This is a genomic window from Rhizobium sp. SYY.PMSO, assembly GCF_046840415.1.
Taxonomy (GTDB): Bacteria; Pseudomonadota; Alphaproteobacteria; order Rhizobiales; family Rhizobiaceae; genus Rhizobium.
Genome location: NZ_CP177349.1, coordinates 2,294,554 through 2,307,312, shown reverse-complemented (window position 1 = coordinate 2,307,312; position 12,759 = coordinate 2,294,554). Strand labels below are relative to the sequence as shown.

Genomic DNA, 12,759 nt, shown 5'->3' with positions numbered 1-12,759 from the left:
ATTTCTCGATCTTTTCTTTGAAGGTTCGCGACGTGAGGTTAGCGGCGGGCCGAGCCGGAGCCCTTGCGCGGCTCGTCCTGCGTGGCCGGGCAATAATCCCGCAGGATTTCATGGGTGCGTCTGATATCGGCGACGACGCCGTCCCGGGCGCCGGCGAAATCGCCGGCCTTCAGGGCCTTGACGATCGCGACATGCTCGCCGGCGGGATCGAGCTCGCCGCTGCGCATCAGGGGCTCGACGGAGGCAGAGAGCATGCGCATGTAAGGGCCGAAGCGCAGCCACAGGGTCTCGATCAGCTGCTGCAGCACCTCGGAGCCGGAGGCGCGGTAGATGGTGAAGTGGAACTGCTGGTTCCTGGCCATCAGGTCGTAGACGTTGGCGCCGAGGCCGATCACATGCTGTTCGCCGGCGATGCGCTCCAGGGTCGCAATGTCCGTCGGGGTGAGGTTCGGCATGCCGAGTTCGGCGGCCAGCCCTTCCACGGCGATGCGGGCGCGGCAGAGATCGTCCAGCCGGGAGAGCGTGACGATCGGAATCCTGGCCGAGCCGTTGGCGGCGACTTCCAGCGCATTTTCCGCCGCCAGCCGGCGCAGTGCCTCGCGCACCGGCATGTTGCTGGTTCCGAAGGTTTCGGCGAGCGAGGCAATGGTCAGCGTTTGGCCGGGATCGAAATTGCCGGCCATGAGCGCGTTTCTCAATTGTTGATAGACGCTCTCCTGGATCGTCGTTCTGGAGGACACCGGTTCCAGGGCTATGCGCACGCTCGCTTCCTTTTCGCTTTTCAGGACTCGTTCATGGTAGAACGAAGGGCGGGCGAAAGGAAAGGGGTCTCCCGGAGCGGCCGTCAGGCTTCCTCCGCTTCCCAGCTTGCCCGATCGGTCGCGGGCGCGGTCCGATCGCTCTTCGCCCGGCGCTTCCGTAAGCCAAGGCCGACGCCGATGAGGGCGAGGGCGCCGCCGATGGCATGGTAGGAATGCAGCTGTTCGCCAAGAAGCGCCCAGGCCAGCGCCGCAACGACGATGGGCAGGAGATTGATCAGCAGCGAGGTCCGGCTCGCCCCGAGCTTATGGATGCCGACCATCCAGCAGAGCGGCGCGATCAGTGAGGTCGGGATCGCGGCATAAAGGATCAGCGGCAGGTTCGCCGTGGTGATTGGCGAGATATCGCCCATGAGAAAAACCGGGATCAGCAGCAAGGTCGAAAAGCCGATCTGCCAGAAGAGTTGCTGCCACATCGGCAGCGGCATCGCCCAGCGCTTCAGCATCACGCCATAGAGCGCGTTCGAGAGCACGGCGATTATCATCAGGCCGTCGCCGATATGGAAGCCGCCGGTGACCAGCCGCATCGGATCGCCCTGCGACGTCAGATAGACAAGCCCGATCAGGGAGATTGCCCCGCCGGCGAGGCTCGCAACGGTAAGCCTTTCGCCCGCCAGCAAGCCGGCAAGCACTGTCGACAGCAGCGGCATCAAAGCGATCATGACGCCCATATTGACGGCCGAGGTGGTTTTGGCCGCCTCGTAGGCGAGGCTCTGGTAGATCACCATGCCCAGCGCGCCGAGAGTGGCGAGCTTCAGCCAATGTTCGCGCAACTGTGCCCGGTTGCGCCATGCTGCCCGGCCGATAAACGGAAGCAGCACGACGAAGGCGAGCAGCCAGCGATAGAAGGAGATGGAACCCGGCGAGATGACGCCGGCAGACGCCTTGGTGACGACCGTATTGCCGGACCAGATCAGCACCGTCAGCAGCGGCGCAAGACCCGCCGCGCTGAGGATGGAGGTGGACGTGTTCGGCTGGGTGTTCATGGAATCGGTCTCTCGTCGTCTTCTGGCTTGGGGCAAAATGCAGGAAGGCGGACGTGGTTCGCCATCCCGGCCTTTCTACCCTTTGTCCGAATCGTGGTATATAACGATATCAAGACAAACGGTAGTGAAATGAGGACATGTCGGTCAGGGTTCCACGCATCGAGGGCGATCCGCCCAACCCGGTTTCCTTCCGAACCGAGAACTATAAGGCGGGCACGGTTTTTCCCAACAAGAGCCAGCCCTGGGGCGAGCTCAACTATGCGCTTGTCGGCGTCTGCGAGTTCGATATTCAGGGCGTCCCTTATCTGTCGCCGCCGCATTATGCCATCTGGCTGCCGCCAGACACCATGCATGGCGCTCATAACAAGCATGATCTGCGCTATGTCACCGTCTATGTCGAGCGCGCGCTCTGCATCGATCTGCCGGATACGCCTTCGACGCTCAGCATCAGCCCGCTGCTGAAGGCGATTCTGGCGGATTTCGCGGCGCGCGATGTCACCATACCGGAAACGGCCGAGGACTTGCGGCTCGCGCAGGTTCTGGTCGATCAGATTCGGGCGGCGCCACGCTGCGAGAGCTACCTGCCGCTTTCGGACGATCCGCTGCTCGGTCCCGTACTGAGCGCTTTGCAGTCCGATCCCGGCGACCGGCATTCCCTGGTGGAATGGGCGCGCCGGATGGGGACGACCGAGCGCACGTTGTCGCGGCGCTGTCAGGACGATCTCGGCCTTTCCTTCAACGAGTGGCGACAGCGCCTGAAACTGGTTGCCGCGTTGTCGCTGATCGAGGCGGGCGAGCCCGTGCACCGGATCGCATCGCGGCTGGGTTACAGCAATGCGTCCGCCTTCATTGCCATGTTCCGCAGGCTGACGGGCACGAGCCCACTGCAGATGCGTTAGGCTTGTCACGCATTGGCGCATGCAAGGCTCCGTCAAAACGATCTTCAGCTTGCGCTGTTCTTTCGGATCGTCGCCGTTTCCGTATGGCGGAAATGCCCCGATTTTCGGAGGCCGAGCGTACGACCCTTATGCTCGGGGAGGCGATCACCCGGCTCGCCGACCGAGCGGATGTCGTGATCGATCGACGAGATCTGGAACCGGTTGACTTCGACAGTCCATCAGCCGGCAGGTGCTTTCGGGAAATGATCCTTCACGAGGGCTGCGCCTTCTTCTCACGCGCCGGAGAAAAAGGCGCCCCGGCGTTTCAAGCTTCCGCGACGCGCGATGTCACCAGCAGCTTTGCCAGCCAGTCGACGAAGACGCGCACCTTGTTGCTGAGGTGGCGATTGGGTGGATAGACGATATGCAGGGGCAGCGACGGGCGTGTCCAGCCGGGTAGGATCGGGACGAGTTCGCCGCTGGCAAGCGCGTCCCGCGCCATGAAGCTCGGAACCTGCGCGATGCCCAGCCCGGTCAAGGCGGCCTCGACGTAGCTGCGGCTGTCGTTCACCGAAAGGATGTAGCGCGGGCTGATTTCCAGGGACTCGTTGCCGCGTTCGAAGGTGAAAGGAACCGTGCGGCCGGTTTGAGCGCGAAAATAGCTGACGGCATAGTGACTGGTTTCCAGCTCGTCCGGCCGTTCCGGCATGCCATGCTTCTCGATGTAGAGCGGAGCGGCACAGGTGACGAGATGTATTTCGCCGACGCGGCGGGCAATCAGCGACTGGTCGCTCGGAATGCCGGCACGCAGGGCGCAATCGACGTTTTCCGCGAGATAATCGACGAGCCGGTCGCCGACGCCGAGGTCGATATGGATATCGGGGTAACGCTGGTGGAAGTCGCATAGCGCCGGCATGACAATGCGTTCGGCGAAGGCACCGGCCATCTCGACACGCAGGCGCCCGCTCGGCAGGCTCTGCGAATTGCTGATGCTGCCGTCCAGCTCCTCTATTTCCGAGAGGATCTGAACTGCGCGCTCGTAATAGAGCGCGCCATCCGTCGTCACCATGACGCGGCGGGTCGTCCGGTTGAGAAGCTTGGCATGCAGATGCGCTTCCAGCGACTGGATGAGCGTCGTCACCGTCGCTTTCGGCATGGAAAGGGCCGCTGCTGCGCGGGTGAAATTACCCGTTTCCACCACACGCGCGAATGCCCGCATTGCTGACAACTGATCCATTCTATGATGTCCCTCGACGCCGAAGAAAAGGAGTCGATTGTTTGTGATCCTGAATAGTCTGATCGAATATAGGCTACTTATTCTCGAGGCGGAATAACAATATGTTTTTATCGTGATTGATGCAATGCGGCATGGGGGCGCCAAGGATCGCATTTTCGAGAATATGATTGCAAAGCATGATAAACCGCTTGTGGATTGGATCATATTTACTCGAGCAGACAGGGATTTGGGTCGATGAGTGCGCCGTGGAAAGATGTTGTGCTGGAAAACGTGCCTACGGGGCCGGTGGCAGCTCGGATCTACAACGGCGAAGGTTTGAAGAAAGCAGCACCTCTCGTGCTTTATCTGCACGGCGGCGCTTTTCTCGACACCGAGCACGCGACCGACAGACCGGTGGCCGCAAGCCTCGCCGAGGCCGGTGCCATCGTGGTTGCGGCTGATTATACGAGCTGCAATCAGAATGCTTTTCCGAAGGTGCTGGAATGCGCCTACGGGATTCTCGCCTACCTCAGCAACAAGCGGAACATGCTTGCGCTGGGTGGGGCGAAAAAATCGCTGCTGTTTGTCGCCGGAGAGGAATCGGGTGGCAATGTCGCAGCGGGTGTCGCTTTAAAGGCGCGCGATCAGATACCCGGTTCGCTGGACGGACAGGTGCTGATATCGCCTTTGCTCGATCCATTCATGGGATCGAAATCTTTCCTCCAGGCGGAGGAAAGCGGCATGCGCGAGCGCTGGACGGAAGGCTGGAACCGATACCTGGGTTTCCTGGGCGGAGTCTGCCACCCCTATGCAGCGCCTCGATACTGTTCGCGGCTTTCGGGCCTCGCGCCGGCATTGGTGCTCACGGCCGAGGACGACCCGCTCCGCGACGAGAGCATGGAATACGGCAGTCGGCTGAAAGCGGCCGGGGTCCGTGTTCGCCAGCAAGTCCTTCCCGCCGGGACAGGCTGGCCCACTCTCTACGGCGGGCAGTCGAAGGACAAGCCTTCGTGGCAGCAGGATGTCTGCTGTTGTTTCAAGGGCTTTGTCGAAGACGTGCAGGCTTGATCGACCAGGGTATCCCGTTCGCGAGGAACAAGCGCGGACCGGACCGGATGTCGAAGGCACGAGACCGGAGCGATGGTCACGCGGATAAGCGGCGCTTCGGGCCCCCGATTTTATTGCGACGATAGGAATTCGGTCTCGTATCCCAAGACGAGGCCAAAGGAGAGACCAACATGAAGTCCAACGGTAAAAGCTGGGCCCTGTGGGGCGCCGGCATGGGTGTTGCTGCGGCTGTTGCAGGCGCGGCTTTCTATCTGGAGCTGCCGCGCGGCGCTCAGGCAACCGAAACGGCCAGCCAGGCGGCACCGCCGGCCATCCCCGTCACCGTTGCTGCCGTCGAGCCGCGCGACGTCACGGCGTGGCAGGAGTTTTCCGGCCGGCTCGAGGCTATCGACCGCGTCGAGATCCGGCCGCGCGTTGCCGGAGCGATTCAATCGGTGCATTTCCGCGAAGGCGCTTTGATCAAGCAGGGCGACCTTCTGGTGACGATCGATCCCGCACCCTACGAGGCGGCCGTCGCCCAGGCACAGGCTGAGGTGGGCGCCGCAAAAGCCAAGCTCGACCTTGCCAAGGTCGAGGTCGATCGCGGCCAGAAGCTCTCCGACAGCAGAACGATCTCGCAGAGCGACATGGACACGCGCATCAGCAACTATGCCGAGGCGGGCGCCAATCTGAAAGCGGCCGAGGCGGCTTTGCAGACGGCGCAGCTCAACCTCGATTACACGCAGGTCCGCGCTCCCATCGCCGGCCGTGTCGGCAAGATCGCCGTCACCGTGGGCAACCTCGTGGCTGCCGGTTCTTCCTCGCCGGCGCTGACGACGCTCGTTTCTGTCGATCCGATCTATGCGAGCTTCAGCGCCAACGAGCAGACCGTGACCCAGGCCCTGGCCGAACTGCCGGCCACCGGCGGAGCCGTTCCGCCCGTCGAGCAGATCCCGGTGCAGATCGGCACGGCAAGCGATGACGGCACGCCGATCAAGGGCAAGCTGCAGCTGATCGACAACGAAGTCGATGCCGCGAGCGGCACCGTCAGCGTTCGCGCCGTCTTCGGCAATGGCGGCGGACGTCTCATCCCCGGCCAGTTCGTGCGGGTCCGCATGGGCCAGCCGAAGGCCGAGACCAAGCTGCTGATCAGCGAACGGGCGATCGGCACCGATCAGGACAAGAAGTTCGTCTTCGTGGTCGGCGCAGACAACAAGGTCGAGTATCGTCCCGTCAGCCTCGGCGACACCTCGGACGGCCTGCGCATCGTCAGGTCGGGCCTGAACGCCGGCGACCGGATCATCGTCAACGGTCTGCAGCGGGTTCGCCCGGGTGCCGTGGTCGATCCGAAGCCGGAAGAGAAGGTCGCCGCCAAGTAATTCATCCGGCCGGAATGTTTAGCTTCCGGCCGTTCGTTCCAATGCTTCGATTTTGCAATGCTCGTGGTGCCTCCTGGGCCGCGGGCCGGGACTTTCTTGTCCCTTGATTCACTCGTGGAGAGGGTTCTGCCATGAACATCTCAAGATTTTTCGTCGACCGTCCGGTGTTTGCCGGCGTGCTGTCGATCCTCATCGTGGTCGCCGGCCTGATCGGTCTGAAGCTGCTGCCGATTTCCGAATATCCGGAAGTCGTGCCGCCATCGATCGTCGTCACCGCCCAATATCCGGGCGCCAACCCCAAGGTCATCGCCGAGACGGTGGCAACGCCGATCGAGGAACAGATCAATGGCGTCGAAGGCATGCTCTACATGAGCAGCCAGGCGACATCGGACGGACTGCTGACGCTGACCGTCACCTTCAAGCTCGGCACCGATCCGGACAAGGCGCAGCAGCTCGTGCAGAACCGCGTCTCGCAGGCGGAACCCCGCCTGCCGCAGAACGTGCGTGACCTCGGTATCACCACGGTCAAGAGCTCGCCCGACTTGATGATGGTGGTCAACCTCATCTCGCCGGACAATCGCTACGACATCACCTATCTGCGCAACTACGCCACGTTGAACGTCAAGGACCGGCTCGCCCGCATCGACGGCGTCGGCCAGGTCCGCGTGTTCGGCTCGGGCGATTATTCGATGCGCGTCTGGGTCGATCCGCAGAAAGCGGCGGAGCGCGGTCTCGCCGCAAGCGACATCGCCAACGCCATTCGCGCGCAGAACATCCAGGCGGCTGCCGGCATCATCGGCCAGTCGCCGAGCGTTCCCGGCATCGACGTGCAGTTGAACGTCAACGCCCAGGGCCGTCTGACGACGCCGGAGGAATTCGGCAACATCATCGTCAAGAGCGGCAGCAATGGCGAGATCACGCGTCTGCGAGACGTCGCCCGCATCGAACTCGGCGCCGCCGATTATTCGCTGCGCTCGCTGCTCGACGGCAAGCCGGCCGTCGCCATTCCGGTCTTCCAGTCGCCGGGCTCCAACGCGATCACCATCTCGGACAACGTCGTCAAGACGATGAACGAGCTGCAGACCGCAATGCCCGACGGCGTGAAATATGAAATTGTTTACGACACCACGCAGTTCGTGCGCGCGTCTATCGACAAGGTCGTGCACACGCTGCTCGAGGCCATCGTGCTCGTCGTCATCGTCGTCATCCTGTTCCTGCAGACATGGCGCGCCTCGATCATCCCGCTGATCGCCGTTCCGGTCTCGATCATCGGCACCTTCGCCGTGATGTATATCTGCGGTTTCTCGATCAACGCTCTCAGTCTCTTCGGTCTGGTGCTGGCGATCGGTATCGTGGTGGACGACGCCATCGTGGTTGTCGAAAACGTCGAGCGCAACATCGAGAACGGCCTCAGCCCGCGTGAAGCGACCTATCGCGCCATGCGGGAAGTCTCCGGCCCGATCATCGCGATCGCGCTGGTGCTGGTCGCCGTCTTCGTGCCTCTGGCCTTCATCTCCGGCCTGTCGGGCCAGTTCTATCGCCAGTTCGCCCTGACGATCGCGATTTCCACCGTCATTTCCGCCTTCAATTCGCTGACCTTGTCTCCGGCTCTGGCGGCGATGCTTCTGAAGGATCACCATGCGCCGAAGGACATGCTGACGCGGGTGATGGACTTCGCGTTCGGCTGGTTCTTCCGCGGCTTCAACAAGGTCTTCCATCGCGGCTCTTCCGCCTATGGCAAGGGCGTCGGCGGCATCCTGTCGGTGAAAAGCCTCGTCATGGTCGTCTACCTCGCGCTCATCGGCGCGACCTACTACCTGTTCCAGGCCGTCCCCGGCGGCTTCGTTCCGCAGCAGGACAAGCAGTATCTGATCGGCTTTGCCCAGCTGCCCGACGGCGCGACCCTCGACCGCACGGATGACGTTATCCAGCGGATGAGCAAGATCGCCCTGGAACAGCCGGGCGTCGAGCATGCGATCGCCTTCCCGGGCTTGTCGATCAACGGCTTCACCAACTCCTCCAACGCCGGCATCGTCTTCGTGACGCTGAAGGCATTCGAGGATCGAACGACGCCCACTCTGTCGGGCGGGGCGATCGCCATGCAGCTGAACCAGAAGTTCGGCGCGATCCAGGATGCCTTCATCGCCATGTTCCCGCCGCCGCCCGTCCAGGGTCTCGGCACGACCGGCGGCTTCAAGCTACAGATCGAGGACCGTGCCGGTCTCGGCTATCAGGCGCTCGACCAGGCCAACAAGGCGTTCCTCGCCAAGGCCTACCAGACGCCGGAACTGACGGGCATCTTCTCGAGCTACCAGATCAACGTGCCGCAGCTCTTTGCCGATCTCGATCGCGCCAAGGCCGAACAGCTCGGCGTCTCCGTGACCGATGTCTTCGATACGCTGCAGATCTATCTGGGTTCGCTCTACGTCAACGACTTCAACGCATTCGGCCGCACCTACAGCGTGCGCGTGCAGGCGGACGCCCAGTTCCGTTCGCATGCCAGCGATATCGGCCAGTTGAAGGTTCGCTCGGCGTCGGGCCAGATGATCCCGCTATCGGCGCTCCTGAAGGTCGAGGCCAGTACCGGGCCGGAACGCACGACCCGCTATAACGGCTTCCTTGCCGCCGATATAAACGGAGGACCGGCACAGGGCTACTCGTCCGGCCAGGCGCAGGCTGCCGTCGAGCGGATCGCCAGCGAGACGCTGCCTCCGGGCATCGGCTTCGAATGGACGGATCTGACCTATCAGCAGATCCTGGCCGGCAGCTCGGGCGTCATCATCTTCCCGCTGGCCTTGCTGCTCGTCTATCTCGTGCTGGCTGCCCAGTATGAAAGCGTCACCCTGCCGCTTGCGATCGTCATGATCGTGCCGATGGGTGTGCTGGCCGCCTTGACGGGCGTTTGGCTGACGGGGGGCGACAACAACATCTTCACGCAGATCGGCCTGATGGTGTTGGTGGGGCTTTCGGCGAAGAACGCGATCCTGATCGTGGAATTCGCCCGCGAGCTGGAGCTGGAAGGCCGCAAGCCGGTGCAGGCGGCAATCGAGGCGAGCCGCCTGCGTCTGCGCCCGATCCTGATGACCTCCATGGCCTTCATCATGGGTGTCGTGCCGCTGGTCACGTCGACCGGCGCCGGCGCCGAGATGCGCGCGGCCATGGGCGTCGCAGTGTTCGCCGGCATGATCGGCGTCACCTTCTTCGGCATCTTCATGACGCCGGTTTTCTATGTGCTGATCCGCAGCCTGACGGGCAACCGTCCGCTGAAGCAGCACCATCACAACGACAACGACCATTCGGCGGCGGTACTCCCGATCGCCGCCGAATAGGAGCCGTGCCGAGGATACTCCAGTGCTCGACACGCTATGGGCGGGACCGCAAGGTCCCGCCTTTTGCGTTCACGGCTCTGCATGTTTATTTTGCTAATGGAATACGATTCCTGAAGAATTTGCCGCATGGCCGCCAATTTCCTTTGCATGCTGGCAGCATGGGTTTATCAAGCTCTTGGATGAGTTGATTAACGTACGTCGGGCATGAGGAGTTGCCCGTGGACCGAAAGTTTTCAAGGGCGATGGGGGGCCGGAGACCATGGCTGGATGCAACAGCCACGATCGGACCCGATGCCGCTTTGGAGCCTGCGCGGTTCAATTCGGAGGATAGTCTATGGGCGGCAGGAAGATCGCTTTTCTCGGAACGGGATTGATGGGAGCGCCGATGGCGCGGCGGCTGCTGGCCGCCGGCTTTGCCGTCACCGTCTGGAATCGCGACAGAAGCAAGGCGGAGCCTCTGGGCGCCGAGGGCGCTGTCGTCATGGATACGGCGGTTGAGGCGGCGCGGGGAGCATCGGTACTGTTCACCATGCTCACCAATGGCGGCGCCGTCAGCGAAGTCCTGTTCGGCAGCGGCGTTGCCGATGTACTGGAGGCCGGTGCGGTCGTGGTCGATACCAGCTCGATATCGCCCGCGGCTGCCCGCGAACATGCGGTAAAGCTCGCCGAACGCGGTATCAGGCATGTCGATGCCCCGGTGTCGGGCGGCGTCGTGGGTGCGGAGGGCGGAACGCTCGCGATCATGGCCGGCGGCGAAGCCGATGTCATAGACAGCGTCCGCGATATAATGGCGCCGTTCGGCCGCGTGACCCGCGTCGGCCCGAGCGGTACGGGGCAATTGGCAAAGCTCGGCAATCAGCAGATCGTTGCCGTCACCATCGGAGCCGTCGCGGAAGCGATGCTGCTGGTCGAAGCCGGTGGCGGATCGCCTGAAGCCTTTCGCGCCGCCATTCGTGGCGGTTTTGCCGAAAGCCGGATTCTGGAGCTGCATGGCCAGCGGATGATCGAGCGCAATTTCGAACCCGGCGGAACGGCACGCAACCAGCTGAAGGACCTCGACACCGTTCTGGCTACGGCCGAGGGCCTGTCGCTTCGCTTGCCGCTGACCGAGGTGGTGAGGGCGGAGTTTGCCGAATTCGTCGAGGACGGCGGCGGCGAGCGGGATCACAGCGGTTTGCTGCAGCATCTGGAAGACAAGAATGCCCGAGGAAAGGCTTGAGGAAGAGATGAGCGAGAAGGGTGCATCCAAGCGTCGCCTGCGTTCGCAGGACTGGTTCGACAATCCGGATCATATCGATATGACGGCGCTCTATCTTGAGCGCTTCATGAACTACGGCATCACGCCGGAGGAACTGCGGTCGGGCAAGCCGATCATCGGCATTGCCCAGAGTGGCAGCGACCTGACGCCCTGCAACCGGCATCACCTCGATCTTGCCAAGCGCGTGCGCGACGGCATTCGCGATGCCGGCGGCATTCCGATCGAGTTTCCGACCCATCCGATCTTCGAGAACTGCAAGCGCCCGACGGCGGCGCTCGATCGCAATCTCGCCTATCTCGGCCTGGTGGAAGTGCTCTATGGCTATCCGCTCGACGGCGTCGTCCTTACCACCGGCTGCGACAAGACCACGCCGTCGGCGCTGATGGCGGCTTCCACGGTCAATATTCCGGCAATCGTTCTCTCCGGCGGCCCGATGCTCGATGGCTGGCATGAGGGCGAGCTTGCCGGCTCCGGCACGGTGATCTGGCGCTCGCGCCGCAAGCTGGCGGCGGGCGAGATCGACGAGGAGGAGTTCATGGAGGCCTCGCTCGCCTCGGCGCCCTCGATCGGCCATTGCAATACGATGGGAACGGCCTCGACCATGAATGCCATGGCGGAAGCGCTCGGCATGTCGCTGACCGGCTGCGCCGCCATTCCCGGCGCCTATCGCGAGCGCGGCCAGATGGCCTATCGCACCGGACGGCGCGCGGTCGAACTGGTGCTGGAAGATATCAAGCCTTCCGACGTGCTGACGCGGGAGGCTTTCCTCAATGCCATCCGCGTCAATTCCGCCATCGGCGGCTCGACCAATGCGCAGCCGCATCTGGCCGCCATGGCCAAGCATGCCGGCGTCGCGCTTTATCCCGACGACTGGCAGGTGCACGGCTTCGACATTCCGCTGCTCGCCAATGTGCAGCCGGCGGGCGCCTATCTCGGCGAGCGCTTCCATCGCGCCGGCGGCGTTCCGGCCGTCATGTGGGAGCTGTTGCAGGCCGGCAAGCTGGACGGAAACTGTCCGACGGTGACGGGCAGGACGATGGCGGAAAACCTGAAGGGCCGGCAGGCAACGGATCGCGAGGTCATCCGTCCATTCGCCGAGCCGCTGAAGGAGCGCGCCGGCTTCCTCGTTCTCAAGGGAAATCTCTTCGATTTCGCCATCATGAAGATGAGCGTCGTGTCCGAGGAGTTTCGCAGCCGCTATCTGCAGGAGCCGGGCCACGAAGGCGTGTTCGAGGGCAGGGCCGTCGTCTTCGACGGATCGGAGGATTATCACAAGCGCATCAACGATCCCGGCCTCGGCATCGACGAGAGGACGATCCTCGTCATCCGCGGCGCCGGACCGATCGGCTGGCCGGGCTCTGCCGAAGTCGTCAACATGCAGCCGCCGGACGCGCTTTTGAAGCGGGGCATCCGCAGCCTGCCGACCATCGGCGACGGGCGGCAATCGGGCACGGCCGACAGCCCGTCGATCCTCAACGCCTCGCCGGAGAGTGCCGCTGGCGGCGGCCTTGCCTGGCTCAGGACCGGTGACGTCATCCGCATCGATTTCAATCAGGGCCGTTGCGACATGCTGGTGGACGAGGCGGAAATTCAGCGCCGCAAGGGCGACGGCATTCCCGCCGTTCCGCCGGATGCGACGCCATGGCAGCGCATCTACCGCCATTCGGTCACGCAGCTTTCCGATGGCGCGGTGCTCGACGGTGCTGCCGATTTCCGCAACATCGCCGCCATTCCGCCTCGGCATAATCACTAGCCGGGATTTTGGAAAAAACCGCTGATTGGAAACAATGCGCTGCCATTAAAGTTCGTGAAAGGGAGTAGTGCATATATATTTAGCGGCAGTCAGGC

General features: G+C 62.9%; 9 protein-coding genes. 6 read left to right on the top strand and 3 right to left on the bottom strand.

The features are described from left to right. Positions 1-38: 38 nt before the first annotated feature. Together ACJJVH_RS11160 and ACJJVH_RS11155 are read right to left on the bottom strand one after the other, a co-directional pair. Positions 39-761: a GntR family transcriptional regulator gene (locus ACJJVH_RS11160; protein ID WP_112802320.1), complete on the bottom strand. Its 723-nt coding sequence runs from the start codon at positions 759-761 to the stop codon at positions 39-41. A gap of 83 nt (positions 762-844) precedes the next feature. Further along, positions 845-1,804, bottom strand: coding sequence for a DMT family transporter (locus ACJJVH_RS11155; protein ID WP_113394291.1), 960 nt, complete (start codon positions 1,802-1,804; stop codon positions 845-847). Positions 1,805-1,941: 137 nt separating this feature from the next. Here ACJJVH_RS11155 and ACJJVH_RS11150 point away from each other — a divergent pair, with 137 nt between their 5' ends. Continuing rightward, the gene (locus ACJJVH_RS11150; RefSeq protein WP_412063915.1) at positions 1,942-2,703 is read left to right on the top strand and encodes an AraC family transcriptional regulator; all 762 of its coding nucleotides are present in this window, start codon (positions 1,942-1,944) and stop codon (positions 2,701-2,703) included. A gap of 304 nt (positions 2,704-3,007) precedes the next feature. Here ACJJVH_RS11150 and ACJJVH_RS11145 read toward each other — a convergent pair whose 3' ends face one another. Then, positions 3,008-3,919: a LysR family transcriptional regulator gene (locus ACJJVH_RS11145; protein WP_113356361.1), complete on the bottom strand. Its 912-nt coding sequence runs from the start codon at positions 3,917-3,919 to the stop codon at positions 3,008-3,010. Positions 3,920-4,153: 234 nt separating this feature from the next. On the opposite strand from ACJJVH_RS11145, the gene ACJJVH_RS11140 reads away from it, so the two are divergent. The 5 genes from ACJJVH_RS11140 (at position 4,154) to ACJJVH_RS11120 (ending at position 12,664) form a co-directional block, all read left to right on the top strand. Further along, on the top strand, positions 4,154-4,966 hold the full coding sequence (locus tag ACJJVH_RS11140; RefSeq protein WP_112802312.1) for an alpha/beta hydrolase: 813 nt from the start codon (positions 4,154-4,156) through the stop codon (positions 4,964-4,966). Between the two features lie 170 nt (positions 4,967-5,136). Then, positions 5,137-6,324, top strand: a complete 1,188-nt coding sequence (locus ACJJVH_RS11135; RefSeq protein ID WP_412063914.1) for an efflux RND transporter periplasmic adaptor subunit — start codon at positions 5,137-5,139, stop codon at positions 6,322-6,324. A gap of 131 nt (positions 6,325-6,455) precedes the next feature. Further along, the gene (locus ACJJVH_RS11130; RefSeq protein WP_412063913.1) at positions 6,456-9,653 is read left to right on the top strand and encodes an efflux RND transporter permease subunit; all 3,198 of its coding nucleotides are present in this window, start codon (positions 6,456-6,458) and stop codon (positions 9,651-9,653) included. 334 nt (positions 9,654-9,987) lie between these two features. Continuing rightward, the gene (locus tag ACJJVH_RS11125) at positions 9,988-10,872 is read left to right on the top strand and encodes an NAD(P)-dependent oxidoreductase (RefSeq protein ID WP_412063912.1); all 885 of its coding nucleotides are present in this window, start codon (positions 9,988-9,990) and stop codon (positions 10,870-10,872) included. A gap of 7 nt (positions 10,873-10,879) precedes the next feature. Beyond that, positions 10,880-12,664, top strand: a complete 1,785-nt coding sequence (locus ACJJVH_RS11120; protein ID WP_113435601.1) for an IlvD/Edd family dehydratase — start codon at positions 10,880-10,882, stop codon at positions 12,662-12,664. Positions 12,665-12,759 lie beyond the last annotated feature (95 nt).

What these genes read in the sequence shown, in the direction of transcription:
- ACJJVH_RS11140 (WP_112802312.1), top strand. Translation starts at nt 4,154, where the DNA reads ATGAGTGCGCCGTGGAAAGATGTTGTGCTGGAAAACGTGCCTACGGGG.
- ACJJVH_RS11120 (WP_113435601.1), top strand. Translation starts at nt 10,880, where the DNA reads ATGAGCGAGAAGGGTGCATCCAAGCGTCGCCTGCGTTCGCAGGACTGG.
- ACJJVH_RS11130 (WP_412063913.1), top strand. Translation starts at nt 6,456, where the DNA reads ATGAACATCTCAAGATTTTTCGTCGACCGTCCGGTGTTTGCCGGCGTG.
- ACJJVH_RS11135 (WP_412063914.1), top strand. Translation starts at nt 5,137, where the DNA reads ATGAAGTCCAACGGTAAAAGCTGGGCCCTGTGGGGCGCCGGCATGGGT.
- ACJJVH_RS11150 (WP_412063915.1), top strand. Translation starts at nt 1,942, where the DNA reads ATGTCGGTCAGGGTTCCACGCATCGAGGGCGATCCGCCCAACCCGGTT.
- ACJJVH_RS11155 (WP_113394291.1), bottom strand. Translation starts at nt 1,804, where the DNA reads ATGAACACCCAGCCGAACACGTCCACCTCCATCCTCAGCGCGGCGGGT.
- ACJJVH_RS11145 (WP_113356361.1), bottom strand. Translation starts at nt 3,919, where the DNA reads ATGGATCAGTTGTCAGCAATGCGGGCATTCGCGCGTGTGGTGGAAACG.
- ACJJVH_RS11125 (WP_412063912.1), top strand. Translation starts at nt 9,988, where the DNA reads ATGGGCGGCAGGAAGATCGCTTTTCTCGGAACGGGATTGATGGGAGCG.